This is a genomic window from Belnapia sp. AC561 (assembly GCF_979252845.1).
Genome location: NZ_CEEDBP010000030.1, coordinates 38,367 through 60,020 on the forward strand (window position 1 = coordinate 38,367; position 21,654 = coordinate 60,020).

Consider the following 21,654-nt stretch of genomic DNA (forward strand, 5'->3'; position numbering starts at 1 on the left):
AAACGCATATGCCCGAGACGAAGACCGCCCCCGCCGGCGAAAGCCCCAGCCAGGTGGACCCCGCCCTGCTGGAGATCCTGGTCTGCCCGCTGACCAAGTCGCCGCTGCGCTACGACCGCGCCGCCGGGGAGCTGATCAGCGATGCCGCCCGGCTCGCCTATCCGATCCGCGACGGCATCCCCATCATGCTGCCGGACGAGGCGCGCCGGCTGGACGGCTGAGGTGCCCAGCCCGACCGAGATCCGCCTGAAGCGGGCCGAGCGCCTGCTGGACGTCTCCTTCGACGACGGCACGCGCTTCAGCCTGCCGGCCGAGTACCTGCGGGTCGAAAGCCCCTCCGCCGAGGTGCAGGGCCATGGCCCCGGCCAGAAGGTGCTGGTCGCCGGGCGGCGGGAGGTGGGGATCATGCGGGTGGAGCCGGTCGGCCACTACGCCATCCGCATCGTCTTCGACGACCTGCACGACAGCGGCATCTTCAGCTGGGCCTATCTGCAGACGCTCGGCCGCGAATACGCCGAGCGCTGGGCCGCCTATGAGCAGGAGCTGGCGGCCAAGGGCCTGACCCGCGACCCGCCCGCGCGCCGCAAGGGCTGATCGTGCTGGATTTCGGAACCGCATCGGTTTATAGGATTATAAGCCGCAGGCATCCCGCGCCCGATGACGGCCCCGGAATTTTAGCGAATTGAGCCGAATTTTACGGAATTTAGCAGGATTTAGGCGAATTGAGCAGCCTTTAGCAGAATTGAGTTCCGCCTAAGCCCTTGATAACGCCCAAAAATAGCTGAGGGTCCGGGAGAATGCCTTCTCCCGGCCTTCCCCTAATTGCGTGCGATTCCAAGCCCTTGCCCCGCCAGCAGCCCGGTCACCCCCGGCCCCAGCCCCATGGCCTGCCGGGCGAAGGCCTTCTTCAGCCCCGGGATCCGGTCCACCGCCGCGATCCCCAGGCGCCGGGCCAGCCGCACCGGTCCGAAGTCGTTGCCGAACAGCCGCTCCAGCGCATGCATGCCGGACAGCATCAGCATGGTGTCCGGCCGCCGCCGCGCCTGGTAGCGCGCCAGCACTGCGGCGCTGCCCGGGTCGCCGCCGCCGTTCCAGGCGGCGATCATCTCCTCCGCCAGCGCCGCCACGTCGCGGAAGCCGAGGTTGAGCCCCTGGCCGGCGATCGGATGGACGCCATGCGCCGCGTCGCCGATCAGCGCCAGCCGGGTATCGGTCCAGCGGTCCACCAGCAGGGCGGACAGCGGATAGGACCAGCGCCGCCCGATCGGCCGGACGGCGCCGAGGCTGTCGCCCATGCGCCGCGCCAGCTCCCGCCCGAAGGCGGCATCGTCGAGCGCCAGCATCCGCTTGGCGATGGCGGTCCGGTCCGCCCAGACGAAGGCGGAGGCATGGGGCAGGGCGGCCGTGCCGAAATTGCCGGGCCCGGCGAGCGGCAGCTGGGCGAAGGGGCCATTGGGCAGGAACTGCTCGAGCGCCACGCCCTGATGCGGCAGCTCATGCGCGAAGGCGCCGACCATGCCGATCTGGTGGTAGTCGAGCGTCGTGGTGCGGATGCCGGCCTCGCGGCGCAGCGGGCTGTTGCGGCCCTCGGCGGCGATGACCAGCCGGGCGTTCAGCACCTCCCCGGTCGAGAGCCGGACGGTGGCGCCCTCGGCCCGGCGCTCGACCGTCGCCCGGGCCGGGGCGAAGACCTGCAGGTTGGGCAGGGTCGGCAGCGCGGCGTTCAGCGCGACGCGCAGGCTGCGCGCTTCCACCATGTAGCCGAAGGGCTCGGCCGAGACCTCCGCCGCGTCGAAGACCAGGCCAAGGCGCGAGGCGGGCTCGCCCGGCCTGCCGTCGGCGACGCGGATGCGGCGGATCGGCCCGGGTTCGGCCGGCAGCCGGTCCCAGATGCCGGCCGCCTCCAGCAGGCGCTTGGAGGTGAGGGCGATGGCATAGGCCCGGCCGTCGAAGTCGGGCAGGGCCATGGGCGGCAGCGGGGCGCTGTCCACCACGGCGGTGGGCAGGCCGGCGGCGGCGAGGGTTGCGGCGAGCGTCGCACCCACCGGGCCGGCGCCGACGATGCAGGCCGCCACGTCGAAACTCGATGTCATTCGCGCCTCATCCCATGCCGTTACGGGAAGGTCCACCGCCCTGCTGCGACGACCGCCCAAATCCTGTTCGCACTGCATCATTTTCAGGCATGCAAACAAGCCTGCGTGACCTGTCCTCAGCCGGAAGCTTGGGTTCCCGGCTGGCACGAGAATTGAAGACATGCCTCCGCCAGGACCATTCAAGGAGGATTACGGGCAGATGAAGCTGGTGATGGCGTTCATCAAGCCCTTCAAGCTGGACGAGGTGCGCGAAGCGCTCACTCCGCTCGGCGTGCAGGGGCTCACGGTGACTGAAGTGAAGGGCTTCGGTCGCCAGAAGGGGCAGACGGAAATCTACCGCGGTGCGGAATACCAGGTCAGTTTCCTGCCCAAGATCAAGATCGAGGTCGTGGTCGCGGACGAGCTGGTGGATGCGGTGATGGAAGCCGTCGCCAAGGCCGCCCGGACCGACAAGATCGGCGACGGCAAGATCTTCGTGCTCGAGGTGGAACGCGCGCTGCGCATCCGCACCGGCGAAACCGACACATCGGCGCTCTAGGCGCCGCGCCAACCTTCTCAGGATGATGGGGACACTATGATGAGGATGCCCGCACGCGCGCTGGCGCCGCTGGCCGTGGCGCTGTTCGCCGCCGCCCCGGCCATGGCGCAGGACGGCCCGAAGATCGATACCGGCGATACCGCCTGGATGCTCACCAGCACCGCGCTCGTGCTGATGATGACCATCCCCGGCCTGGCGCTGTTCTATGCCGGCATGGTCCGCAAGAAGAACGTGCTGGCGACCATGATGCAGAGCTTCACCTGCGCCGCGCTGGTGACGGTCGTCTGGATGGTGGCCGGCTACAGCCTGGCCTTCGGCGAGGGCGGCCCCTGGATCGGCGACCTGTCCAAGCTCTTCCTCTCCGGCATCGCCGAGAACTGGGACAAGCCCTTCACCCTCGGCACGGGCGACGGCGCGGTGGCCTTCACCATCCCCGAGACGGTCTTCCTGATGTTCCAGATGACCTTCGCCATCATCACCCCGGCGCTGATCACCGGCGCCTTCGCCGACCGCATGAAGTTCAGCGCCATGGTGCTGTTCAGCGTGCTCTGGTCGCTGCTGGTCTACTCGCCGGTCGCGCACTGGGTCTGGCACCCGAATGGCTGGATCTTCGCTCTCGGCGCGCTCGACTTCGCCGGCGGCACCGTCGTCCACATCAATGCCGGCGTGGCCGGCCTGGTCGCGGCGCTGGTCCTCGGCAAGCGCCTCGGCTACGGCACCGACAACCTCTCGCCCTACAACCTGACCTTCGCCGTCATCGGCGCCGGCATGCTCTGGGTCGGCTGGTTCGGCTTCAACGCGGGCTCGGCCGGCGGCGCGGGTGCCCGCGCGGGCATGGCGATGCTGGTGACGCAGGTCGCGGCCGGCGCGGCGGCGCTCACCTGGATGTTCGCGGAATGGGCGACCAAGGGTAAGCCGAGCGTGCTCGGCTGCATCTCCGGCGCGGTCGCCGGGTTGGTTGCCATCACGCCGGCCAGCGGCTTCGTGCTGCCGGTGCCGGCGCTGATCATCGGCGTGGTCGCCGGCGTCGCGGGCTTCTGGGGCGCCACCGCCCTGAAGCACATGTGCGGCTACGACGACAGCCTGGACGCCTTCGGCGTGCATGGCGTCTGCGGCATCGTCGGCAGCCTGCTGACCGGCGTCTTCGCCTATGGCGCGCTCTCGGCCACCACGGCGGCGCCGGATGGCTTCGGCGGCAGCTTCGACCAGTTCATGCTGCAGGTTTACGCGACCGTCGCGGTCATCGGCTACACCGCGGTCGGCAGCTTCGTCCTGCTGAAGGTCACCGACGTGATCGTCGGCCTCCGGGTGCCGGAGGAGGAGGAGCGCGAGGGCCTCGACGTCACCCAGCACGGCGAACGCATCGCCTGATCCGGCGGGAAGGGGGCGCAGCCCGCCCCCTTCCTCCCAACTTGGCCCTAACCGTTCTAAATACGATATATTCGGGGGATAGAAAGACCATGTCGACCCAGCCCGGCTTCCTCGCCCGGCCCGCCGCCGCGCTGCGCACCGCGCTTGTCGCGGCCGCCGCCTTCGTCCTGCCGGCGCTGCCCGCCGTTGCCCAGACCGCCATCGAATCCGCCGGCCTGACGGTCACCCTTACCCCGGCCGTCTCGAACGACTACCTGTTCCGCGGCATCAGCCAGACGCGCAACAACTGGGCCTTCCAGGGCACCGCCGACATCCAGCACGAGAGCGGCTTCTACATCGGCGCCTTCATCAGCAACGCCAAGTTCCTGGCCAACCCGTACAACGACACCCGCCAGGAGCTCGATGCCCTCGCCGGCTACCGGTTCGAGCTGGCCGGCGTCGCCATGGATATCGGCTACATCGGGTACTACTACCCCGGCCAGGGCAAGGCCCCCGGCACCCAGCTGAACGAGTACCACGAGCTCGCGGTGAAGGCCTCCTACACCATCGACACGGTGAAGCTGCTCGCCGCCTTCAACTATTCCCCGAACTTCTTCGGCCGGTCCGGCAGCGGCTACTACATCGAGGGCGGCGCCGACGTGACGCTGCCCTATGCGCTCACCGCCTCGGCCCGCGTCGGCCACCAGTGGATCGAGCGCAACCCGCTCTTCGGCACCCCCGACTACCTCTGGTACTCGGTCGGCGTCTCGCGCGAGATCTATGCCGGCGTGACGGCGGCGGTGGGCTGGTACGGCACCACCATCGACAAGAAGGACTGCATCCCGGTCGCCGACCGCGCCACCGGCGGCCAGCGCGCCTGCGACGGCCGGGTGCTCTTCACCCTCAGCCGGATCTTCTGAGCCGCGTCCGAGCGCCGGACGGGACGGGGGCGCCGGCCGCAGGGCCGGCGCCTTTTTTCATCTCCGCTGATTCCCTGGTTCGCCAAGCCGTTACCCGCTATCCTTGGGGCCTGTTCTGAACCGGACCCCGCGACCTATGCCCGCGCCCCGCATCACTGCCTCCGACCGTCCCGTCAATGCCGGCCGCGCCGCGGCCCGGCCCGTGGCGCCGCCCCTGGCGGGCGTCCGCCGCTTCGCCTCCCCCGCCGTCAAGGCCGCGCTGCTGCGCCGGCTGTTCGAGCTGCTGGCGGTGCTCTGCGCCCTGGCCGGGCTCGGCCTGCTGCTGGCGCTGGCCAGCCACGATGCCGCCGATCCCTCGCTCTCCACCGCGACCACCCGGGCGGCCACCAACCTGGCCGGGCCGGCCGGCGCCACCGTCTCGGACGTGCTGCTGCAGGCCTTCGGCTGGGCCGCGGTGCTGCCGGGGCTGGCGCTGCTCGGCTGGGCCTGGCGGCTGGGCACGCATCGCGGCCTCGGGCTGTTCCCGGCGCGGCTGGCGGCGCTGCTGGCGGCGCTGCCGCTGCTCGCCGGCCTGCTGACCCTGCTGCCGGTCGCCCCGGGCGTCACCCCGGACATCACCCTGGGCGTCACGGCGGAATCCGGCGCGGGCGGCGTCGCCGGCGGGCTGGTGGCGGACTGGGTGACGGAAACCGCGGGCGGGATCTTCGGCCCCTTCGGCACGGTGCTGGGCAACCTGACCCTGGGCCTGCTGGCCTTCGCCCTGGCCGGGGCGGCGCTCGGCCTTTCGCCCAGCGAATGGCTCGGCATGGGCCGGGCGGCCAGGGCCGGGGCCGGCGGCGTCGCCCGCTTCGGCGCGGCCGGGCTCAGCCGTGCCGGCGGTGCCGGGGCGCGGGCCTCGGCCGGGGTGCTGGGCCGCCTCGGCCAGGGGGTGACGGCGCTGTTCCGCTTCCGCCGGCGCCGCCCGGCCGGGCTGCCGCCGGCCGACCTCGCCACCGTCCTCCGCGCCGCCGATGCCGCGGCCGAGTCGCCGCGCGTCCCCCGGCGGGCTTCGCGTCCGGAGCAGCGCCAGGAACCGGGCCAGGAGTCGGGCAATGAGTCGGGCCAGGAGCCGCGGGTGGCGCCGCGGCTGGAACCCCGCATGGCGGCCGAAACCCCATCCGCCTTCGCCCCATCCGCACCGCCCCCGCCGCGCATCAATGCCGGCGCGCCATCCGCGCCGCCGGCACCGAAGCGCGGCGAGGCGCCGCGCCAGCCGCAGCCCGACCTCGCCGACAGCCCCTGGCAGCTGCCGCCGCTCTCGCTGCTGGCGGAGCCGCCGGCGCGGCGGGCCGGCGGGCCTTCCGAGGAAGCGCTGCAGGCCAATGCCCGGCTGCTGGAGCAGGTGCTGGACGACTACGGCGTCAGAGGCCGGATCGCCGCCATCAACCCCGGCCCGGTCGTCACGCTGTACGAGCTGGAGCCGGCGCCGGGCACGAAATCCGCCCGGGTCATCGGCCTCGCCGACGACATCGCCCGCAACATGCATGTCACCGCGGTCCGCATCGCGACGGTCCCCGGCCGCAACGTCATCGGCATCGAGCTGCCGAACGCCAAGCGCGAGACGGTCTATTTCTACGAGTCGATGGCCGCCGAGGAATGGACCCGCCATCCCGGCCGGCTGCCGCTGGCGCTCGGCAAGGACATCGGCGGCAACCCGGTCATCGCCGACCTCGCCCGGATGCCGCACCTGCTGATCGCCGGCACCACCGGCTCGGGCAAGTCGGTCGCCATCAACACCATGATCCTGTCGCTGCTCTGGCGCTTCAGCCCGGACGAGTGCCGCTTCATCATGATCGACCCGAAGATGCTGGAATTGTCGGTCTACGACCGCATCCCGCATCTGCTGGCCCCCGTCGTGACCGAGCCGCCGAAGGCGATCGGCGCGCTGAAGTGGACGGTGCGGGAGATGGAGAAGCGCTACCGCGCCATGTCCCAGCTCGGCGTCCGCAATATCGGCGGCTACAACGACAAGGTGCAGGAGGCCCGCCGCCGCGGCGAGGTACTGACCCGGCGCGTGCAGGTCGGCTTCGACCCAGAGACCGGCAAGCCGGTCTTCGAGGACCAGCCGCTGGCCCTCGCCCCGCTGCCGATGATCGTCGTCGTCATCGACGAGATGGCCGACCTGATGATCGTCGCCGGCAAGGAGATCGAGGCGGCGGTGCAGCGGCTGGCGCAGATGGCGCGTGCCGCCGGCATCCACGTCATCATGGCGACGCAGCGCCCCTCGGTCGATGTCATCACCGGCACCATCAAGGCCAACTTCCCGACCCGCATCAGCTTCCAGGTCACCAGCAAGATCGACAGCCGCACCATCCTCGGCGAGCAGGGCGCGGAACAGCTGCTCGGCCAGGGCGACATGCTGCACATGGCCGGCGGCAGCCGCGTGGCGCGCGTGCATGGCCCCTTCGTCTCGGATCTCGAGGTGGAGAAGGTGGTCGACTTCCTCCGCGCCCAGGGCGAGCCCGCCTATATCGAGGAAGTGACGGAGGCGGAGGAAGACCTCGAGGGCGGCGACAGCGGCCTGTCCGGCATCGCCGCCGCCGGGGAGGGCGAGAAGGGCCTGTTCGACCAGGCCGTCTCGCTGGTGAGCCGGGAGGGCAAGGCCAGCACGAGCTTCATCCAGCGCCACCTGAACATCGGCTACAACCGCGCCGCCAAGCTGATCGAGCAGATGGAGAAGGAAGGGGTCGTCGGCCCCGCCAACCATGTCGGCAAGCGCGAAGTCCTGACCCGCCGGCCGGATGAGGATGATTGAACCAAAGGGTATAGCCGGCGCTTGCATGCCGGCCCCTCGGCCACCGGAAGGATACGTTTCTTGCGTCTTACCCAGATCGTCCTGATCGGCAGCCTCGCTGCCGCCGCTTCGCCCGCCCTGGCACAGGACCGCCCCGTCCTGATCCCGACCCGGGATGTCAGCGTCACCTATCGCATCTCCACCCAGCCGCCGGCCGATATGCGGATGTCCTGGCTGGTGGCGGAGCAGAAGCTGCGGGTCGACATGCCCGGCGGCATCGGCTGGTCCCTGGTCGATCAGCGGACGCAGAAGATGACCATGGTCATGGAGCAGCAGCGCATGGTCATGGAGATGCCGACCCAGCCCGGGACCGGCGGCGTCAACCTGCCGACCCAGCCGCCCGATACCGCCCGCTTCACCCGCGGCGGCACCGCGACCGTCGCCGGGGTCGCCTGCACCATCTGGAACTACGAGGATACCGCGACCGGCGGCAAGGGCGAGTCCTGCCTGACCGCCGACGGGGTGATGCTGCGCAGCACCGGCACGCATGGCGGCCAGACCGGCACGCTGGAGGCGACCCAGGTCGCCTACGGGCCGCAGGACCCGGCGCGGTTCCAGGTGCCGACCGGCTATCAGTCGATGCAGATGCCCGGCCAGCCGCCGGCGGCCAAGCCGCCGGGCGCCGCGGGCCGGCCGGCCCGCTGAGGCCCTAGCCGCAGCCAGCCCAGCAGAAGCCGGGCGCGCAGGGTTTCCACCCGCAGCGCGCCCGGCGCCAGCGGCTGCGGCCTCAGGCTGGGGCAGGCCGCCTCCAGACCGGCCCAGGCGGCGCCGAAGCTGCGGGCGCCGAGCAGCCGGGCAAGTTCTCCCGCCGGCAGCCGGCAGCGCCGCGCGAGCGCCCAGAGCGCCGGCGTTTCCGGCACCACGCTGCCCACGCCATCCTGCCAGAGCCGGCGCAGCGCCGCCCGGGCGCGGAACCGGCGGCAGGCCGCGCCCAGCCGCTCCGGCGCCGCAGCGGGTTGCGTCCCGGCCAGGGCGGCGGGAAGGCCGCGGATCTCGGCCTGACGCCGCCCCAGGACCGCGAGCAGCGCCCCCGGGCCGCCGGCCGGGATGCCCCCGGCGAGGCTGGCGGCGGTGACGGCGAGGCTGGCGGCGCCATCGGGCTCGGGCGCCGAACCGGGATCAAGCCGGGCGGCGATGGCATCCAGCAGGGCGGCGTAGTCGCTGGCCGGCCCGGGCTGCGGCCGGATGCCGGCGGTCGCCGCCGCGGCGCCCTCCGCGATGGCCTGGACCAGGGCCGCGGCCCAGCCCGGCTCCGGCACCGTCGCGGCATCGAGGGTGAGGATGATGCCGCGCGGCCCGCACCAGTCCAGCGCCGCCTCCAGCGCCCCGCGCCAGGCCCAACCCCCGGCATTGGCGCCCGGCCGGGCCATGGGCGCGAGGCGGAGCGGGAAAGGCAGCCGGGCGGCGAGGCCGGCGAGGAAGGCCGCGGGATCCGCCGGGGGCGCGGCGGGCGCCAGCACCACGCCCAGCTCCGCCGCATCCAGCCGCAGGCCGCCCAGGCCGCGCTGGCGCAGCAGGCCGAGCAGGCAGGCCGGCATCGCCGCCGCCTCGCCGGCGATGACGACGATGAGCCGCGGCGGCGCGAGCGGCCGGGCCGGGGTGCAGGCGGGCAGCAGCAGGAAGGGGGACAGGTTCGGCATGGTTGGCATCCAACGCGGCGTTACCGGGACAGTCGCGCCGCGATCGCGCCGGGGCACTACACGGGAGCGATATGACCGCTCACGTCTTCGCAGGGCTTTGCGAGACGCGCCCGGTGGTCCACATGCTGCGGGATGGATCGCCGCACCCTTCTCGCCCTTCCCGCGCTGCTCGGCGCCTCCGGGGTCTTCACACCTGGGGCCGTCATTCCCGGGGCCTTCGCCCAGACCACGGCCGCAGCGCTGTCCGAGCGCGACCGGGCCGATATCGCCCGGGCCGAGGCCTGGCTGGGGGCGCTGCGCACCCTGAAGGCGCGCTTCCTGCAGATCGCCCAGAACGGCGCCTCGGCCGAGGGCACCGCCTGGATCCAGCGGCCCGGCCGCATGCGCTTCGAATACGACCCGCCGGAGCCGCTGCTGCTGGTCGCCAGCTATGGCCAGTTCTTCTACTTCGACCGGGAGCTGAAGCAGGCGACGACGCTGCCGCTGGGGGCGACGCCGCTCGGGATGCTGCTGCGCGACGAGGTGAAGCTTTCGGGCGATGTCACCGTCAGCCGGGTCGAGCGCGGCGGCGGGCTGCTGCGCATCACGCTGTTCCGCACCGGCCGGGCCGGGGAGGGGCGGCTGACCCTGGTCTTCACCGACAACCCGGTGGAGCTGCGGCAATGGGCGGTGGTGGATGCCCAGGGGCAGGAGACGCGGGTGACGCTGACCCAGGCGGAATACGGCGGCCGCTTCCCCGCCATCCTGTTCGACTTCAACGACCCGCGTTTCCGCGAGGAGCTCGGCATCCCGAATTAGCGTGGCTGCCATGACGAATTTACTGCGGATTGCCTCGGCTGTGTCTTGATCGCGCCGCAATGCCGGGTGACTCTGACAGGGTGATGAAACCTCTCATCGGTATCTCCTGCTGCGTGAAGGCCTTCGGCATCTTCGCCACGCCGAACCACGCCGCTTCGGACAGCTACGTGCGCGTCGTCCTCGGCCCTGTCGGCGGCATCCCGGTGCTGCTGCCCGCGGCCGGGGAGGCGCTGGTGCCCGAGATCCTGCCGCGGCTGGACGGGCTGATCCTGACGGGGAGCCGTTCCAACGTCTGCCCCGACTACTACGAGGGCCCGCCGCATGCGGAGGGCACGCCGGAGGACCGGGAGCGGGACGCGACCACCCTGCCGCTGATCCGGGCCGCCATCGCCGCCGGCCTGCCGGTGCTGGCGATCTGCCGCGGCTTCCAGGAGCTGAACGTGGCGCTGGGCGGCAGCCTCGACCAGCGGATCCAGGACCTGCCAGGGCGGATGGATCATTCGACCCCCTCCGACCAGAAGCTGCCGCGGATCCGCACGGCCAAGGCACATGGGGTGCGGCTGGTGCCCGGCAGCCTGCTGGCGGATATCGCCGGCGGCACCGATATCCCGGTCAATTCCCTGCACAACCAGGGCGTGGCCCGGCTGGCGCCGCGGCTGGTGGCCGAGGGCTGGGCGCCCGATGGGACGGTGGAAGCGGTGCGGGTGCGGGACGCCATCGGCTTCGCCTATGGCGTCCAGTGGCATCCGGAATACGACTGGGAACGTGACGACATCAGCCGTCGTTTGCTGGAACGCTTTGGTCTTGCTGCGGAATCCTGGGCAGCGCGGCGGCGAATGCCACAGGCAGCGGAATAATACGATTATCACGCCTGCGTGATTAGGCGGTCCCGGGACGGTCGCATGGCTGCCTCGCGCAAACGCCTTTTGCGTAACGCGGCGCATGGCGTTATTCTGGTGCTACCAGCCGCCTTAAAAGCTGGTGGTGACCACCGGTTTCCCCTACCGGCTCGCCCGACCATTCCGATCGGAAACTAAAGTATAGGCGCTCGGACACCCCCCTGTCCGGGCGCTTTTTTTGTTCGCGGTGTCAACCCGAACGCGAAGTCTTGTGGGCAATGACACGCCGGAGTGCATTCCGCCAGGCTTTTGGTCCCGCTGATCGCGCTGCGCGGGCGAATTCCCCGGCAAATCCCCGGGGCAGGTGATTCCACCGGTCGGGCGTTTGCTCTAGGACTGCGTCAGCTTCGTCACCGGAGGTTTCGCCGCATGCCCGATTACGTGATTGCCCCGCCGGCGGTCTCCGCCGTGCCCATCAAGGGCAGCGACCAGCTTTTCCCGGTGCGGCGCATCTTCTGCGTCGGCCGCAACTATGCCGAGCACGCGATCGAGATGGGCTCCGACCCGACCCGGGAGCCGCCCTTCTATTTCACGAAGCCCTTCGACGCGCTGGTCGTCAACGGCGCCGACATGCCCTATCCGCCGGCCTCCAAGTCGCTCCACCATGAGATGGAGCTGGTGGTCGCCATCGGCACCGGCGGCGCCGCGATCAAGGTCGAGGACGCGCTCAAGCATGTCTGGGGCTATTGCTGCGGCCTCGACATGACCCGGCGGGACCTGCAGAACGAGGCCAAGAAGACCGGCCGTCCCTGGGACATGGGCAAGGGCTTCGACCTCTCCGCGCCCATGGGCGACCTGATCCCGGCGGCCGGCTTCGATCCCTCCAAGGGCAAGATCGAGCTGAAGGTGAACGGCAAGACCACCCAGGTCTCCGACCTCTCGAAGCTGATCTGGTCGGTGCCGGAGGTGATCTCCAACCTTTCCCACCTGGTGACCCTGGCGCCGGGCGACCTCATCATGACCGGGACGCCGGAAGGCGTGGCCGCCGTGGTGCGCGGCGACGTGCTGGAAGGCACCGTCGAGGGCGTCGGCACCGTGCGCACCAAGATCGCCTGATGGGCCGGACGCCCGCCGCGCCGGCGGTCCTGCCTGCGCGGCGGGCGCTCCGCATCGTCACCTGGAACATCAACTCGGTCCGGCTGCGGCGGCCGCTGCTGGCGGAGCTGGTGAAGGACCTCGACCCTGACGTGATCTGCCTGCAGGAGACGAAGTGCCCGGACGAGCACTTCCCCCTGGAGGACATCCGCGCCTTCGGCTTCCCCCATGTCGCCCATCGCGGGATGAAGGGCTACAACGGGGTCGCCGTCCTTTCCCGCCTGCCCTTCGCCATCCGTCACGACGACCCGAACTGGTGCTCGAAGAACGACTGCCGGCACCTGGGCGTGGAGCTGGACGTGCCGGGCGGGCCGCTCGAGCTGCATGATTTCTATGTGCCGGCCGGCGGCGACGAGCCGGACCCGGCGATCAACCCGAAATTCGCCCATAAGCTCGACTTCGTGGCGGAGGCGACGGCCTGGATGCTGGCGCGCGGCCCGGCGAAGCGCAGCGTGATGCTGGGCGACCTCAACATCGCCCCGCTGGAGCACGACGTCTGGAGCCACAAGGCGATGCTCAAGGTCGTCTCCCATACCGCGGTCGAGGTCGCGGCGATGGAAGCCTGGATGGCCGCGGGCCAATGGCACGACGCGGTGCGGCACTTCGTCCCGGCCGAGGAGAAACTCTATTCCTGGTGGTCCTACCGGGCGAAGGACTGGGCGGCGGCGGATCGCGGCCGGCGGCTGGACCATGTCTGGTGCAGCCAGGACCTGGCCGGGTCGCTGACCCGCCAGCAGATCCTGAAGCCGGCGCGGGCCTGGCCGCAGGCCAGCGACCATGTACCCGTCCTGGTGGAATTCGCGCTGTGAGCCGGGCCGGGTAGCGATGGCCGTGATCCTCGCCCTCGATGCCGCCCTGGCCCGCTGCTCCGCCGCCGTGCTGGCGGATGGGGTGGTGCTGGCGGCCGAATCGGCCCCGGGGGAGCGGGGCCATGCCGCGCTGCTGCCGCCGATGGCGGACGCCGTGCTGCAGGCGGCGGGGCTGGTGGCGACGGGCCTCGATGCGGTGGCCGCGGTGGTCGGGCCGGGTGGCTTCACCGGCATCCGCGCCGCCCTGGCGCTGGCCGAGGGCATCGGCCTGGGCGCCGGCATCCCGGTGATCGGCGTGACCACCGGGGAGGCGCTGGCGGCTGCCGTGCCGGATGAGGCGCGGGCCGGGCGGGCGGTCTGGGTGGTGGTGGACAACCGGCGGGGGCGGGTGCTGCTGGAGCGCTTTCCCCCCGGCTCGCTGCTGGCGGAAGGGCCGCCCGAGGTCTTCGCCGAGGCCGAATTGCCGCGGCCGGCGGGGCCGGTGGCGGTGGCCGGGGATGCGGCGGTGCCGGTCGCGGCCTGGCTGGCGGCCCAGGGGCATGACGCCCTGCTGACCGAACAGCGGATGCCGGAGGCGGCGGCGGCCGGCGTGGTCGCGGGGTTGCGCCTGGCGGGGGCGCTGCCGCCGCGGACGCCGCGGCCCTTGTATGTCGAGCCGCCGGCGGTGCGGCTGCCGGGATGATGGGGCGGGAATGAGTCTGCAGCCCGCGACGCCGGCCGATGCCGCGGCGCTGGCCCGGCTGCATGCCACCGCCTTTCCCCCGGCCGAGGCCTGGGGCGCCGATGCCATGGCGCTGATGCTGGAGATGCCCGGCGCCTATGGCCTGTGGCAGCCGGAGGCGGGGCTTATCCTGGCACGGGCGGCGGGCGGGGAGGCGGAGGTCCTCACCCTCGCGGTGGCGCCCGGGGCGCGGTGCCGGGGCCTGGGCGGGGCCCTGCTGGCGGCGGCGCTGCAGGGGGCGGTGCTGCGCGCGGCGGCGGCGATGTTCCTGGAAGTCGCGGCGCGCAATGCGGCGGCGCTGGCGCTGTATCGGGCGGCGGGCTTCGAGGAGGTCGGCCGGCGCCGCCGTTACTATGCGGATGGCGACGACGCGCTGGTCATGCGCCGGGTGCTCAGCCCTTCCTGAGCAGAAGCAGGGTGATGCCGTCCGGCAGCTCCTGCTGGCCCAGTACTGCATGGCCCTGTTCAGTTGCAGTCTGTGGAATATTACGGCGCGGTTCTTCGCCGCGCAGCCGCAGCAGCAGCGTTGTACCACTCGGCAGGCGATCCAGCGCGAGTCGGGTACGAACAAAGGTCATCGGGCAAGTCTCGGCGGTGATATCGAGCGTATGGTCACCAGCCAATTCTTTCTGGGTCATAAAACTCAAGGTTTCTTGCCCTTCAAACACGTAAAACGGATTGCGAAACGGCTGCTGTCGGCACTATAGCAAGCACAGTTGAAACGGGAAGACGGGTCAGATGTCTGAAGAAACCCCTACTGCCGAGTTGCTGGGACTGACTGCCGAAATCGTTGCCGCGCATGTGTCCAACAATTCGGTGGCCCTGGCTGATCTGCCGAACCTGATCCAGGAAGTATACCGCACTTTGGCCTCGGTTGGTCTGCCGATGGTGAAGGCGCAGCCGGATCGGCCGCAACCCGCGGTGCCGGTCAAGAAATCGATCACGCCCGAATACCTGATCTGCCTCGAGGACGGGAAGAAGTTGAAGATGCTGAAGCGGCATCTGCAGACCTCCTACAACCTCACGCCCGAGCAATACCGTGAACGTTGGGGCCTCGGTTCGGATTATCCGATGGTGGCGCCGAATTATGCCAAGCATCGCTCGTCCCTGGCCAAGAAGATCGGCCTCGGGACCAAGCCGCGCGGCCGTCCGCCGCGGGCCGGCCGGCGCGAGGCCGCCCCGGCCGCCGCCAAGGCCCCCTGAGGATGGCGGGCCACCCGGCCTGGGTGGCCCGTGCCGGCTCCTCGCGCGTCCGGCATGGTGGCCGGCGCGCGTCCGGGCTATGGTCCCCATCCTGATGATGACCCGCGCGGCAGGCCCCGCCTGCCGCTCCCCAGGAAGGGCAGACCGCCAGTCGCATGGATACGCCCGCTACCGCTGACCGTGAGGGCATCTCGCGCATCGAAAGGCTGTGCATCGAGCGCGGCCTGAAGATGACGGGGCAGCGCCGTCTCATCGCCCGCGTCCTGTCGGACAGCGAGGACCACCCCGACGTGGAGGAGCTGTACCGGCGCGCCGCCGCGCAGGACAACCGCGTCTCCATCGCCACCGTCTACCGGACGGTCCGGCTGCTGGAGGAGAAGGGGATCCTCGAACGGCACGACTTCGGCGGCGGGCGCGCCCGCTACGAGCCGACCGAGCACGGCCACCACCACCACCTGATCGACGTCGATACCGGCAAGGTCATCGAATTCGCCGAGGCCAAGCACGAGGCCCTGGCGCAGGAGATCGCCGCCCGCCTGGGCTTCGAGCTGGTGGACCACCGGCTGGAGCTGTTCGGCCGCCGCTTCCCCGAGCCCAAGGCCCCGGCCGCCCCGCGCCGCGGCAAGCGGCCGAACGGCACATGATCCCGGCGGCGCATCGAGGGTTGTATCCGGCGACGCATCCCGTGCTGGACGCAGGCTTCGGCGAAATCCGCGCCGGCAACCTCGGGGTCCGCATCGCCGAGACGGCGGCCGAGGTGGATGCCGCCCAGGCGCTGCGCTACCGCGTCTTCTACGACGAGATGGGCGCCCATCCGGATGCCGAGACCCGCGCCTCCGCCCGCGACCGCGACGAATTCGATGCCGTCGCCGACCACCTGCTGGTCATCGACCATGACCGGGGCGAGGGGCCGGAGGCGGTCGTCGGCACCTATCGGCTGATCCGGCGGGAGGCGGCGGCCTCCGTCGGGCGGTTCTACTCGGCGGCGGAATACGACATCGGCCCGCTGGTCGCGCTGCCGGCGCCGATCCTGGAGCTCGGCCGGTCCTGCGTCGGGGCGGATCACCGCACCCGCGGGACGCTGCAATTGCTGTGGCGCGGGATCGCCGCCTATGTCTCCCGCCACCGGGTCGCGGTGATGTTCGGCTGCGCCAGCCTGCCGGGGGTGGACCTGGATGCGCTGGCGCCGGTGCTGACCTATCTGCATGCGCATCACCTGGCGCCGCCGCATCTGCGGCCGCGCGCCCTGCCGGAACGCTTCCTGCGGATGGACCGGCTGGATCCGGCGAGCCTCGACGAACGGGCGGTGATGAACGAGCTGCCGCCGCTGGTGAAGGGCTACCTGCGGCTGGGCGGCTTCGTCGGCGACGGGGCGGTGCTGGACCCGCAGTTCAACACCACCGATGTCTGCATCGTGGTGAAGACCGAGCTGATCACCGCCAAGTATTCCAAGCACTACGAGCGGAAGATGGCGGTCCCCGGCGGCGAGGAGCCGCGGCTGGCGGGCTAGCCTCCGTTCAGTGGAGGCGGCTGGGCTGGTGCGGGCTGTCCAGGCTGAAGGTCGGGATGGCCACGTCGAAGGCTTCCCCGCTATCGCTCAGCACCATGTGGTAGGTGCCGCGCATGAAGCCGGATGGCGTGGCGAGCGGCGTCCCGGAGGTATATTCGAAGTTCTCCCCCGGATCGAGCACCGGGCGTTCGCCCACCACCCCATCCCCATGCACCTGCTGGGTGCGGCCGAGCGCATCGGTGATGAGCCAGGTGCGCTTGAGGAGCTGAACGGTCCGCGATCCCTCGTTGGCGATGGTGACCCGGTAGGCCCAGACATAGTGGTTGCGGTCGGGCTCCGACTGGTCCGCCAGGTAGAAGGTGCGGATGGAGACGCGGATGTCCCGCGTCACCTCGGTATAGCCGGGCGGGCGCGGGGCCTGCGGCGGGTCGCGATCGGCCGGCGGAGGCGACATGGGACTCAGACCTTGCGCGTGGGAGGGGTGACGGCGCCGGGGCGATGCGGCGTGGCGGCAGCGATCCTGGTCGTTCGGCCCATGGTCTTTCCCCCCGGTGTTGGGCCGCAACCTGCCATGGCTGCGGCCCGCGGCGCTACGGGTGCCGCGCTATTCGGCGGCGCGGGCCACCGCGGCATCGCCGGCGGCATCCAGGGCCTCGGCCAGATCCTCGATCAGGTCGGCCACGTCTTCCAGCCCGACCGAAAGGCGGATGGTGCCGTCGGTGATGCCGAGGCGGGCGCGTTCCTCGGCGCCGATCCGCATATGGGTGGTGGTGGCGGGATGGGTCACCAGGCTCTTCGAGTCGCCGAGGTTGTTCGAGACATCGATCACCCGCAGCGCGTTGCAGAAGCGGAAGGCCGCTTCCTTGCCGCCGGCGAGGTCGAAGGTGACGACGGTGCCGCCGCCGGTCATCAGCCGCTGCGCCAGGGCGTATTGCGGGTGGCTGGCGGAGAAGGGGTAGAGGGCGCGGGCGACCTCCACCCGTTCGCCGAGGAATTCGGCGATGGCGGCGGCGCTGCGGGCCATGGCGGTGACGCGGAGGTGCAGCGTCTCCAGCCCCTTCAGGATGACCCAGGCGTTGAAGGCGGAGATCGAGGGGCCGGTGTTGCGGATGAAGGGCTGGAGCGTGTCCTCGACCCACTTCTTGCGGCCGAGGATGGCGCCGCCCAGCACCCGGCCCTGGCCGTCCATGTGCTTGGTGCAGGAATAGACGACGACATCGGCGCCGAGGGTCAGCGGCTTCTGCAGCAGCGGGGTGGCGAAGACGTTGTCGACCACGACGATGGCGCCGGCCTTGTGCGCCAGTTCGGCGACGGCGGGCAGGTCCACCAGCTCGAGCATCGGGTTGGAGGGGGTCTCCAGCAGCACCAGGGCGGCGGGGGTCGAGAGCGCCTTCTCCCACTGCGCCAGGTCGGCGCCATCGACGAATTCGCCGGTGATGCCGTAGCGCGGCAGCAGGGTGGAGACGATCCAGTGGCACGACCCGAACAGCGCGCGGGAGGCGACGACGCGGTCGCCGGCCTTGAGGTGGGACAGCATCGCGGCATGGACGGCGGCCATGCCGGTCGCGGTGACGCGGCAGGCCTCGGCCCCTTCGAGCGCGGCCAGCCGGCCCTCGAGCATGGCAACGGTCGGGTTGCCGAAGCGGGAATACTGGTAGTGGGTCGCGGTGCCGTTGAAGGTCGCCTCGGCCTGTTCGGCACTGTCGTAGACGAAGCCGGAGGTCAGGAAGAGCGCCTCGGAGGTTTCGTCATGGTTGGTGCGGGTGGTGCCGCCGCGGACCAGCAGGGTGGCGGGGCGCAGCGGGCGATCGGGCAGGGACTTGGACATGGAGCACCTTGGCAAACGCATGGCGTCCGGCACCCTTGACGGGGCGCGAGGGGGTTCACCCCTCGACGGCCGATTTAGCGCGCATGTTTCACCTCGCCGCAAGCTGGCCGGACAAATCGCGAGGGGGCCTGACAGCCCGGGCGCAGTTAGCGACGCTGCCCCGCCCGGGTCAAGCCGGGATTAGCGGAAGCCATGGGCTTGAGCCGGGGCGGCAGGGCGGCTAATGTACCCCTGCGCTGCGGGCGTAGTTCAGAGGTAGAACGTCAGCTTCCCAAGCTGAATGTCGGGGGTTCGATTCCCCCCGCCCGCTCCAATCTCCCGATCACTGGACCACGTCACCGCGTCGCGGGCGCCGGCCAGCCGTGCGAGTTCTCCGAGCCCGGGCGATTGTTCAGCCACCAGGACCAGTCCTGCGGCAGGACCGAGAAGGGGTCGTTCTGCGCCAGCTCTCGCGCCGCCCAGACCGGCCAATGCGGGTTGGCGAGCGCCGGGCGGCCGAGGAAGACCAGGTCGATCAGCTCCTCGCGGATGACGCGGTCGGCGATCGCCGGCGTCCCGAGGTTCCAGCTCACCGCGACCGGGAGGCCGCATTCGCGGCGGACGCGGTTGCCGCGTTCCACCATGAAGGCCGCCTGGGAGAAGGGCGGCGCGCGCAGGTCGTCGGTGTTCATCCCGAGGCTGAGGTCGGCCAGGTCCAGCCCATGCTGCTTCAGCGCGCCGACCGCCCAGACGGCATCGTCGAACTGCACCCCATCCGGGTGGAAGTCGTCGGAGCCGAGGCGCATGGTCAGCGGCAGCCGCTCCGGCCAGACCGCGCGCACGGCATCCATCGCCTCCCGGTGGAAGCGCAGGCGGTTCTCCAGGCTGCCGCCATAGGCATCGGTCCGCTGGTTGGCGAGCGGGGAGAAGAAGCTGGCGCCGAGGTAGCCATGGGCGAAATGCATCTCCAGCCATTCGAAGCCGGCGGCCAGCGCTCGCCGGGCGGCCTCGGCGTAGGCGCGGTGCAGGTCGTGGATCTCGGGGATGCTCAGTTCCTGCACCGGGTAGGTGTAGCGGCCGCCATAGGTGATGGCCGACGGCCCGCGGACCTGCCAGCCATCGGGATGGTCCGGGGCGATCTGCCGCTTGCCCTCCCAGGGCTTCTGCTCGCTGCCCTTGCGCCCGGTATGGCCGAGCTGGATGGCGGGGACGGCCCCCATCTCCTTCACCAGGGCGCAGACGCGGGCCAGGCCCTCGATCTGGTTGTCGTCCCAGATCCCGGCGCAGCAGGTGCCGGTGCGGCCATCCGGGGTGATGGCGATCTGCTCGGGGAAGACCAGGCCGAAGCCGCCGGCGGCGCGCGAGCCGAGTAGCATGAGGTGGTAGTCGCCCACCTTGCCCTCCACCGACCGGTACATGGTCATGGGCGACATGGCGATGCGGTTGCGGAGGGTGACGCCCTTGAGGGTATAGGGGCTGAAGAGGTCGGGCATGGGGCCTTGCGGGTCAGGGATACCGGCGGCGGAGTGTGGCGGATCGGGCCGCCGCTGGCGAGCCGCCGGCGCTGGCGCCCCGCTCTGGCGCCCCGCCCTGGCGCCGGGACCGGCTATTGCGGGTCCTGCTTGTCGGGATTTTCCGCCTTGTCCTCGCGCAGCGCGCGCTTGCGGCGGCGCAGCTGCTTGGCGACCCGCTCCAGGGCCTGGTTGAAGGCGACCGGCGCCTCGGCCGCCTCGCCGGAGCCCTCGAAGAACAGGTCGCGCCCGGAATGGACCCGGACGGAGCAGGAGAAGCCGCCATGGCCGGTGCGGGCGAAGCGGGCGGTCATGTCCTCCGCGCCCAGGTACTTGTCCGTGGTGGCGAGAAGCCGGTCGGTCACATGCTGCCGCAGCGCGTCGCCGACATCCATCTGATGGCCATGGATGGCGATGCGGGGGCTGTCGGGCAGGGCGTCGTCGGCAAGCGGCATCTGGCGAACTCCCGTGGTGGCAGGGACTTACCGAACGCCCTCACGCCGACTGCGTTGCCGCGGCCGGCCCGGCCTCGATCTCATGCAGCTGCAACGTCCCATCCGGCAGGCCCGGCGCCCTGAGCCAATGCTGCGCCTGGCGCATCGCGTCGGCGCCCCCGGCCCAGCGTTCGGCCAGGCTGGCGGTGGAGAAGTCGAAGAGCTTGACCGGACCGGCCTCGTCGCGGCCACCCCGGTAGCCGATCCGCACCAGCCGCAGCGGCGGGGCCGGCGGCGCTTCCGCCAGCAGCGCCGCCACCTCGGGCTCGGCGCGCAGGGCCTCCGGCAGCCGTGCCGCCAGGCGGCCGACCAGTCCCCGCAGGTGATGCTCCCGCCGCTGGCCTTCCAGGATGCGTTCGGTCTGGTTGCCGAAGCCGAGGTCGGCCGCCCGGCTGATGGCGGCGCCGAACGTACGGGGCCGGCTGCCGGCGCGGGCGAAAAGCTCGATGAGGATGCAGTCCAGCGCCTGGTCGCGCGCGGCGTCCAGCACCAGGCCGAGCGGCGCATTGGCCGCCAGCCCGCCATCCGCCAGCAGCCGCCCGTCCAGCTCCACCGGCGCGAAGACCGGCAGCAGCGCGCAGGAGGCGATGACATGGCGCGGGCCGATCCGCGTCCCGGCGGCGGTATCGAAGACCACGCGCTCCCCGCTCTCGACATCCGTGGCGGCGAGGATCAGCCGCTGCTCCCCGTTGTTCAGCCGCTCGAAGTCGATCCAGTCCGGCAGCCGCGCCAGCAGCGGCGCGAGGTCGAAGAGCGCCGGTGCCCGGCCGATGCGTGGGCCGGGCGCCAGCCGCGGGCGGAACAGCCGGGGATGGCCGAACAGCAGGGTCTGCCAGGCGCTGGCCTCGTTGTAGGCGGTGCGCCAGGCGCCCGCGGCGGGGGGCGGGCCGAGCAGGAAGGTGGTGGCCGGCGTCGGTTCGGTCGCCGCCCAGTCCCAGAAGCGCCGCAGCGCCGCGGTCCGAGCACCCGGCGGGTTGCCGGCGATGATGGCGGCATTCACCGCGCCGGCCGAGCTGCCGGCGATGATCCCGGGCGGCGGCGTGCCGGCCTCCTCCAGCGCCGCATAGGCGCCGGCTTCGAAGGCCCCGAGCGCCATGCCGCCCGAGAGCACCAGGGCCCGTCGCGGTTCGGTGCTGTCCATGCGGCTGGGGCGGAGAGGGGAGGGGCCCGGCGGGAGGGGCCCGGCAGCTGGCGGGGCCCCCGGCCGGTGGGGCGCGGGCGCCATTCCGGTCTTCCTCATGCGGGTCGGTACTTCGGCATGGGGTGGAAATCGCCCGCGGGCCTGCGGGTTCCCCGCGTGGCGCGGTCACGGCCTGGGTTGGCAGGAAGGGTGGTGTCCGCGGCGGGATTACAACTGAGGTCCCATAACGTCCCGCTGCATTTTGGGCTCTCGGCCAGAAGTGAGCTTAAAGGCCATTTTCCGGCTCGCCCCG

General features: G+C 71.3%; 24 protein-coding genes, 1 tRNA gene and 1 riboswitch. Of the genes, 17 read left to right on the forward strand and 8 right to left on the reverse strand.

Annotated features, from left to right (window positions below):
* Positions 1-8: 8 nt before the first annotated feature.
* Complete coding sequence (locus tag AC0IW9_RS21415; protein ID WP_471650337.1) at positions 9-221, forward strand: Trm112 family protein; 213 nt, start codon at positions 9-11, stop codon at positions 219-221.
* 1 nt (position 222) lies between these two features.
* Positions 223-594, forward strand: coding sequence for a gamma-butyrobetaine hydroxylase family protein (locus AC0IW9_RS21420; protein WP_471650338.1), 372 nt, complete (start codon positions 223-225; stop codon positions 592-594).
* 224 nt (positions 595-818) lie between these two features.
* Here the strand turns inward: AC0IW9_RS21420 and AC0IW9_RS21425 are convergent, their stop codons facing one another.
* Positions 819-2,093, reverse strand: a complete 1,275-nt coding sequence (locus AC0IW9_RS21425) for a UbiH/UbiF/VisC/COQ6 family ubiquinone biosynthesis hydroxylase (protein WP_471650339.1) — start codon at positions 2,091-2,093, stop codon at positions 819-821.
* 199 nt (positions 2,094-2,292) lie between these two features.
* On the opposite strand from AC0IW9_RS21425, the gene AC0IW9_RS21430 reads away from it, so the two are divergent.
* From AC0IW9_RS21430 to AC0IW9_RS21450, 5 genes are all read left to right on the forward strand, one after another.
* On the forward strand, positions 2,293-2,631 hold the full coding sequence (locus AC0IW9_RS21430; RefSeq protein ID WP_471650340.1) for a P-II family nitrogen regulator: 339 nt from the start codon (positions 2,293-2,295) through the stop codon (positions 2,629-2,631).
* 39 nt (positions 2,632-2,670) lie between these two features.
* Positions 2,671-4,002: an ammonium transporter gene (locus AC0IW9_RS21435; protein WP_471650383.1), complete on the forward strand. Its 1,332-nt coding sequence runs from the start codon at positions 2,671-2,673 to the stop codon at positions 4,000-4,002.
* A gap of 89 nt (positions 4,003-4,091) precedes the next feature.
* Positions 4,092-4,901, forward strand: coding sequence for a TorF family putative porin (locus AC0IW9_RS21440; protein WP_471650341.1), 810 nt, complete (start codon positions 4,092-4,094; stop codon positions 4,899-4,901).
* A 136-nt stretch (positions 4,902-5,037) separates the two neighbouring features.
* Complete coding sequence (locus AC0IW9_RS21445; protein ID WP_471650342.1) at positions 5,038-7,695, forward strand: FtsK/SpoIIIE family DNA translocase; 2,658 nt, start codon at positions 5,038-5,040, stop codon at positions 7,693-7,695.
* 60 nt (positions 7,696-7,755) lie between these two features.
* A complete protein-coding gene (locus tag AC0IW9_RS21450; RefSeq protein WP_471650343.1) occupies positions 7,756-8,379 on the forward strand; it encodes a DUF4412 domain-containing protein in 624 nt (207 codons plus the stop codon).
* Here the strand turns inward: AC0IW9_RS21450 and AC0IW9_RS21455 are convergent.
* A complete protein-coding gene (locus AC0IW9_RS21455) occupies positions 8,307-9,374 on the reverse strand; it encodes a hypothetical protein (protein WP_471650344.1) in 1,068 nt (355 codons plus the stop codon). The genes AC0IW9_RS21450 and AC0IW9_RS21455 overlap by 73 nt on opposite strands.
* A gap of 132 nt (positions 9,375-9,506) precedes the next feature.
* Between AC0IW9_RS21455 and AC0IW9_RS21460 the strand changes: the two genes are divergently transcribed.
* From AC0IW9_RS21460 to AC0IW9_RS21485, 6 genes are all read left to right on the forward strand, one after another.
* The gene (locus AC0IW9_RS21460) at positions 9,507-10,172 is read left to right on the forward strand and encodes a LolA family protein (protein WP_471650345.1); all 666 of its coding nucleotides are present in this window, start codon (positions 9,507-9,509) and stop codon (positions 10,170-10,172) included.
* Between the two features lie 83 nt (positions 10,173-10,255).
* On the forward strand, positions 10,256-11,029 hold the full coding sequence (locus tag AC0IW9_RS21465; RefSeq protein ID WP_471650346.1) for a gamma-glutamyl-gamma-aminobutyrate hydrolase family protein: 774 nt from the start codon (positions 10,256-10,258) through the stop codon (positions 11,027-11,029).
* A 411-nt stretch (positions 11,030-11,440) separates the two neighbouring features.
* Complete coding sequence (locus tag AC0IW9_RS21470) at positions 11,441-12,127, forward strand: fumarylacetoacetate hydrolase family protein (RefSeq protein ID WP_471650347.1); 687 nt, start codon at positions 11,441-11,443, stop codon at positions 12,125-12,127.
* Entirely contained in the window at positions 12,127-12,975 is an 849-nt protein-coding gene (locus tag AC0IW9_RS21475) for an exodeoxyribonuclease III (protein ID WP_471650348.1), read from the forward strand. Before AC0IW9_RS21470 ends, AC0IW9_RS21475 begins: the two co-directional genes overlap by 1 nt.
* A gap of 22 nt (positions 12,976-12,997) precedes the next feature.
* Positions 12,998-13,657, forward strand: coding sequence for a tRNA (adenosine(37)-N6)-threonylcarbamoyltransferase complex dimerization subunit type 1 TsaB (gene tsaB / locus AC0IW9_RS21480; RefSeq protein ID WP_471650349.1), 660 nt, complete (start codon positions 12,998-13,000; stop codon positions 13,655-13,657).
* 10 nt (positions 13,658-13,667) lie between these two features.
* Positions 13,668-14,102, forward strand: a complete 435-nt coding sequence (locus AC0IW9_RS21485; RefSeq protein WP_471650350.1) for a GNAT family N-acetyltransferase — start codon at positions 13,668-13,670, stop codon at positions 14,100-14,102.
* Here the strand turns inward: AC0IW9_RS21485 and AC0IW9_RS21490 are convergent.
* The gene (locus AC0IW9_RS21490) at positions 14,089-14,334 is read right to left on the reverse strand and encodes a sulfurtransferase TusA family protein (RefSeq protein ID WP_471650351.1); all 246 of its coding nucleotides are present in this window, start codon (positions 14,332-14,334) and stop codon (positions 14,089-14,091) included. The two genes, AC0IW9_RS21485 and AC0IW9_RS21490, sit on opposite strands and share 14 nt — an antisense overlap.
* Positions 14,335-14,434: 100 nt before the next feature.
* Between AC0IW9_RS21490 and AC0IW9_RS21495 the strand changes: the two genes are divergently transcribed.
* The 3 genes from AC0IW9_RS21495 to AC0IW9_RS21505 all read left to right on the forward strand — a co-directional run bounded on the left by AC0IW9_RS21495 (position 14,435) and on the right by AC0IW9_RS21505 (position 16,409).
* Positions 14,435-14,899, forward strand: coding sequence for a Ros/MucR family transcriptional regulator (locus AC0IW9_RS21495; RefSeq protein WP_471650352.1), 465 nt, complete (start codon positions 14,435-14,437; stop codon positions 14,897-14,899).
* Positions 14,900-15,054: 155 nt separating this feature from the next.
* Entirely contained in the window at positions 15,055-15,543 is a 489-nt protein-coding gene (locus AC0IW9_RS21500; protein ID WP_471650353.1) for a Fur family transcriptional regulator, read from the forward strand.
* Positions 15,540-16,409 carry a GNAT family N-acetyltransferase gene (locus AC0IW9_RS21505; protein WP_471650354.1) on the forward strand — a complete coding sequence of 290 codons (870 nt, stop codon included), beginning with the start codon at positions 15,540-15,542 and terminating at the stop codon, positions 16,407-16,409. The genes AC0IW9_RS21500 and AC0IW9_RS21505 overlap by 4 nt, the downstream gene beginning before the upstream one ends.
* 7 nt (positions 16,410-16,416) lie before the next feature.
* Here AC0IW9_RS21505 and apaG read toward each other — a convergent pair whose 3' ends face one another.
* Both apaG and metZ read right to left on the reverse strand, forming a co-directional pair.
* Entirely contained in the window at positions 16,417-16,863 is a 447-nt protein-coding gene (gene apaG, locus AC0IW9_RS21510; RefSeq protein ID WP_471650355.1) for a Co2+/Mg2+ efflux protein ApaG, read from the reverse strand.
* A gap of 150 nt (positions 16,864-17,013) precedes the next feature.
* Complete coding sequence (gene metZ, locus AC0IW9_RS21515; RefSeq protein ID WP_471650356.1) at positions 17,014-18,237, reverse strand: O-succinylhomoserine sulfhydrylase; 1,224 nt, start codon at positions 18,235-18,237, stop codon at positions 17,014-17,016.
* Positions 18,238-18,290: 53 nt separating this feature from the next.
* Positions 18,291-18,370, reverse strand: a riboswitch (SAM riboswitch).
* Positions 18,371-18,475: 105 nt separating this feature from the next.
* Between metZ and AC0IW9_RS21520 the strand changes: the two genes are divergently transcribed.
* Positions 18,476-18,550: transfer RNA gene (locus tag AC0IW9_RS21520), tRNA-Gly, on the forward strand.
* 22 nt (positions 18,551-18,572) lie between these two features.
* Here AC0IW9_RS21520 and AC0IW9_RS21525 read toward each other — a convergent pair.
* The 3 genes from AC0IW9_RS21525 to AC0IW9_RS21535 form a co-directional block, all read right to left on the reverse strand.
* Positions 18,573-19,709 (reverse strand): oxidoreductase, encoded by a 1,137-nt coding sequence (locus AC0IW9_RS21525; protein WP_471650357.1) that lies wholly within the window; start codon positions 19,707-19,709, stop codon positions 18,573-18,575.
* Positions 19,710-19,822: 113 nt separating this feature from the next.
* Positions 19,823-20,182 (reverse strand): HPF/RaiA family ribosome-associated protein, encoded by a 360-nt coding sequence (locus AC0IW9_RS21530; protein ID WP_471650358.1) that lies wholly within the window; start codon positions 20,180-20,182, stop codon positions 19,823-19,825.
* A gap of 40 nt (positions 20,183-20,222) precedes the next feature.
* The gene (locus AC0IW9_RS21535) at positions 20,223-21,362 is read right to left on the reverse strand and encodes a patatin-like phospholipase family protein (protein ID WP_471650359.1); all 1,140 of its coding nucleotides are present in this window, start codon (positions 21,360-21,362) and stop codon (positions 20,223-20,225) included.
* Positions 21,363-21,654 lie beyond the last annotated feature (292 nt).

Coding starts and splice junctions, on each gene's coding strand:
- AC0IW9_RS21415 (WP_471650337.1), top strand. CDS start 9: ATGCCCGAGACGAAGACCGCCCCCGCCGGCGAAAGCCCCAGCCAGGTG.
- AC0IW9_RS21425 (WP_471650339.1), bottom strand. CDS start 2,093: ATGACATCGAGTTTCGACGTGGCGGCCTGCATCGTCGGCGCCGGCCCG.
- AC0IW9_RS21430 (WP_471650340.1), top strand. CDS start 2,293: ATGAAGCTGGTGATGGCGTTCATCAAGCCCTTCAAGCTGGACGAGGTG.
- AC0IW9_RS21435 (WP_471650383.1), top strand. CDS start 2,671: ATGAGGATGCCCGCACGCGCGCTGGCGCCGCTGGCCGTGGCGCTGTTC.
- AC0IW9_RS21440 (WP_471650341.1), top strand. CDS start 4,092: ATGTCGACCCAGCCCGGCTTCCTCGCCCGGCCCGCCGCCGCGCTGCGC.
- AC0IW9_RS21445 (WP_471650342.1), top strand. CDS start 5,038: ATGCCCGCGCCCCGCATCACTGCCTCCGACCGTCCCGTCAATGCCGGC.
- AC0IW9_RS21455 (WP_471650344.1), bottom strand. CDS start 9,374: ATGCCGAACCTGTCCCCCTTCCTGCTGCTGCCCGCCTGCACCCCGGCC.
- AC0IW9_RS21460 (WP_471650345.1), top strand. CDS start 9,507: ATGGATCGCCGCACCCTTCTCGCCCTTCCCGCGCTGCTCGGCGCCTCC.
- AC0IW9_RS21465 (WP_471650346.1), top strand. CDS start 10,256: ATGAAACCTCTCATCGGTATCTCCTGCTGCGTGAAGGCCTTCGGCATC.
- AC0IW9_RS21470 (WP_471650347.1), top strand. CDS start 11,441: ATGCCCGATTACGTGATTGCCCCGCCGGCGGTCTCCGCCGTGCCCATC.
- AC0IW9_RS21475 (WP_471650348.1), top strand. CDS start 12,127: ATGGGCCGGACGCCCGCCGCGCCGGCGGTCCTGCCTGCGCGGCGGGCG.
- AC0IW9_RS21485 (WP_471650350.1), top strand. CDS start 13,668: ATGAGTCTGCAGCCCGCGACGCCGGCCGATGCCGCGGCGCTGGCCCGG.
- AC0IW9_RS21490 (WP_471650351.1), bottom strand. CDS start 14,334: ATGACCCAGAAAGAATTGGCTGGTGACCATACGCTCGATATCACCGCC.
- AC0IW9_RS21495 (WP_471650352.1), top strand. CDS start 14,435: ATGTCTGAAGAAACCCCTACTGCCGAGTTGCTGGGACTGACTGCCGAA.
- AC0IW9_RS21500 (WP_471650353.1), top strand. CDS start 15,055: ATGGATACGCCCGCTACCGCTGACCGTGAGGGCATCTCGCGCATCGAA.
- AC0IW9_RS21505 (WP_471650354.1), top strand. CDS start 15,540: ATGATCCCGGCGGCGCATCGAGGGTTGTATCCGGCGACGCATCCCGTG.
- apaG (WP_471650355.1), bottom strand. CDS start 16,863: ATGTCGCCTCCGCCGGCCGATCGCGACCCGCCGCAGGCCCCGCGCCCG.
- metZ (WP_471650356.1), bottom strand. CDS start 18,237: ATGTCCAAGTCCCTGCCCGATCGCCCGCTGCGCCCCGCCACCCTGCTG.
- AC0IW9_RS21525 (WP_471650357.1), bottom strand. CDS start 19,709: ATGCCCGACCTCTTCAGCCCCTATACCCTCAAGGGCGTCACCCTCCGC.
- AC0IW9_RS21530 (WP_471650358.1), bottom strand. CDS start 20,182: ATGCCGCTTGCCGACGACGCCCTGCCCGACAGCCCCCGCATCGCCATC.
- AC0IW9_RS21535 (WP_471650359.1), bottom strand. CDS start 21,362: ATGGACAGCACCGAACCGCGACGGGCCCTGGTGCTCTCGGGCGGCATG.